This window comes from Palleronia sp., from assembly GCF_042089775.1.
Taxonomy (GTDB): Bacteria; Pseudomonadota; Alphaproteobacteria; order Rhodobacterales; family Rhodobacteraceae; genus Palleronia.
The window spans coordinates 1-2,725 of sequence record NZ_JBELKF010000239.1; the positions used below are offsets into that span (position 1 = coordinate 1).

The window sequence follows — 2,725 nt, forward strand, 5'->3', positions numbered from 1 at the left end:
GGGCGCGGACCATCTTCTGCGAAACGGGGAGATAGTCCTGGGCGCGGATGAGCATGCGGCCGAGGAAACGATCGGCGAATTCCGGGGTGAGCAGCTCCGCCGCCGGCCTTTCGATCCGCGAAATGAACTCCTCGAGCCCGCGGCCGCGCGACAGGTGGGCCCGCGCGAAACGCGACTTGTCGGCCGCCGCGGTCACCTGGTTGGAGATCGAGCTCAGCAGGAACATCGAACGGATCGAGTAGTAGCGCTGCGCGCCACCGCCGGGCACACCCTGAGCCACGACGCTGTCGCCATCGGAGGCGGAGTGGCGCGCGAGCTTGAGGATGTCGTCCATGCGCGACCGATCGCGCTGATCCTCACCCTCGGCCTCGTCGAAGATCAGGGGCAGGGCGGTCCGATGCAGCCAGTTGCGCAGGCCGCTTTCGGATGAGTTCGACTTGACGGTCACGCGATACTGGCCGAGCGCAGGCGCCACGATGTTCGTCAGGACCCACGACTTGCCCGAACCGGTCGGACCGTCGAGCCACAGGTGCGGACGCCATTTCAGGATGCCGCAGATCAGCGCGGTCGCGATCCAGCCGAAGAGGCTCATCACCGACAGCTCGCGGTTCTCCTGGCGCCAGTCCAGCGAGCTCACGATCTGCAGCAGCGCGTTCACCTCGGCGCTTTCGGCGGGAAAGGGTGTTTCGGTGTCGGGCATGCGAAACGGCGCGCTGGAGACGTAGTGGTTGTCGCCATGAAAGTCGCGCGGGTTCATCCGCCCCACGCCATCGACGTAGAGCATGTTGCCCGCGTTGAAGACCACTCGGCCCTGATCCAGACGCGCGCCTTTGCCGACTTCCTTCGAGGGGTCGTAGACCCCGACGCGATAGGTTTCCTGGACGAGCGCGTCGGCCGCGACCTCCCAGTCGATATGCCACTTGCCCTTGCTCTCGTAGCCGAAGAGCTCCATCCACCAATGGCGGGGGGCAAGGTGCAACAGGTTGGTGGACCGCATCTGGGACGGGGAAAACCTGAACATCTGCATGGATTGCAGCGACAGGAAGTAGTTGACGTTCTCGAGGTGGCCAAGGCAGCGGACGTATTCGTTCCCGTCCATGATCGACGCGCCGGTCGGGCGGACGCCGGTGCCGTCGTCGTCATCGTCGACGAAATCGGAAATGTCTTCGTCCTCGTTGATGAGTTCGGGAGCGTCGCCATCGACATCGTCCAGCGTGAGGGGTTCCTCCGCTCCAGCCCACTCGGTCGCACCCGCGACATCGGCGTCCGTCAGATCGGCCTCGGAGAGATCGGCATCCTCAAGGTGCTGTTCGGCGCGCTGTGCCATCTGGGTATCCTCCTCGAATGCATCTGCTGTGCCGTCGGTCCGGGCCGCGGCGAATTCGAATGGCTCGGACGGGTCCAGGGGCTGGCCGTCCAGGTCGAAGAACGCCTCCAGCGTCTCTTCGAAAACCGAGGCATCCGCCTCGGCCGGATCAAAAGGGACCGGCTCGGGCACCTCCCGCGCCCGGTCCTGACGCTCCACCGGGGCCGCCTCGGGCATTGCCTTGAGGTTCAGCTTCGACCTGTCGATCGTCTCCACGTTCTCGCGCATCCAGCCCACGACCTTGGCCGGGGACCAGCCTTCCTTCTCGGCATCCGCCAGGTCCCAGCCGGACTCGACGCCCTGGGGCGGGATGACCCTGCGCAGCTGCAGATCGTCGATGGCAATGCCCTCGTCGATCAGCGCCTGCACGAACCCCGTGCTGACCTGTCGGGCGAACTTCATCTGCCGATCGACGACCTCGCCATTCGTGCGGGTCAGAAGGGCGTCGGCGTCGGGCCAGATCGTGACCTCGGGGAGGGGAAGGCCGGATGCCTCGAGACGCGCCATGAAGCCGGACCAGTCCGCGAACATCGTCGCCGAGCCGCCGCCCAGCGTCGTCACGACCAGCGTGTCCTTGCCGTGGCCCGCGGCCTCGACGAGCCGCATGGTCGCGTCGGCGGTCTTCTCGCCCTCGACGATCAGCAGGTGCTTGGCGCCATTGGCGATCCACTCGTCGGTCCGGTGGATGCCGTAGATCGGCCGGGCGTGACCCGCCGATGCGGCCTGCATCACCCAGCCCATGCGGGTGTTGGGGTCGCAGGCGCCGCGCGGCGCATCGTCGGGAACGCGCAGGGCGCGCGCGGGAATGAAGACCTTCCGCCCGTCGCGACCGATGACCCGCAGGATCGAGCACAGCAGGCGACCATCGACGTCGATGTAGTCGTGAACCATCTCGGGAACGTGGCGCCAGATGCCCCGCCGCTTGCCCTCGTCGTTCTTCCAGACGCGGAACGGCTGCCCGGGGCGCGCCCGCGGGAAGGTGTCGGGAACGGGGGTGAGGTCGCAGGGCTCCAGATCGGGACGCTCGCCGACCTCGTCGGACGGACGCTGCTCGCGCTTCACGAAGGTCGGGCGTGCGGCGCGCGGCGCGTCACGGTCGATCTCCTCGGGAACGGAGACACCGGCGGCGCTCGCCGCCTCGAGGATCGCCGTGCGGAAATCGACCCCGCGGGTCTCCTGGATCAGTGAGAAAAGATCGCCCTTCGCCTCGCAGCCCATCGTGAAGCACTTGTAGTAGCCGGCCTTCACATCCACCGAGAAGGAGGGGGTCTTGTCTTGGTGGAATGGGCAGCAGCCGGTCATCCGGTCGCCACCCGCGCGCCGCAGCCGCGCACCGGCGTAATGGACGAGGGCCTGATC

Annotated in this window: 1 protein-coding gene; it reads right to left on the reverse strand. The window is 67.0% G+C overall.

From position 1 onward, the window contains the following. A partial coding sequence (locus ACFDS3_RS20525) for a CHC2 zinc finger domain-containing protein (RefSeq protein ID WP_375264178.1) occupies nucleotides 1-2,725 on the reverse strand: 2,725 nt, incomplete at both ends.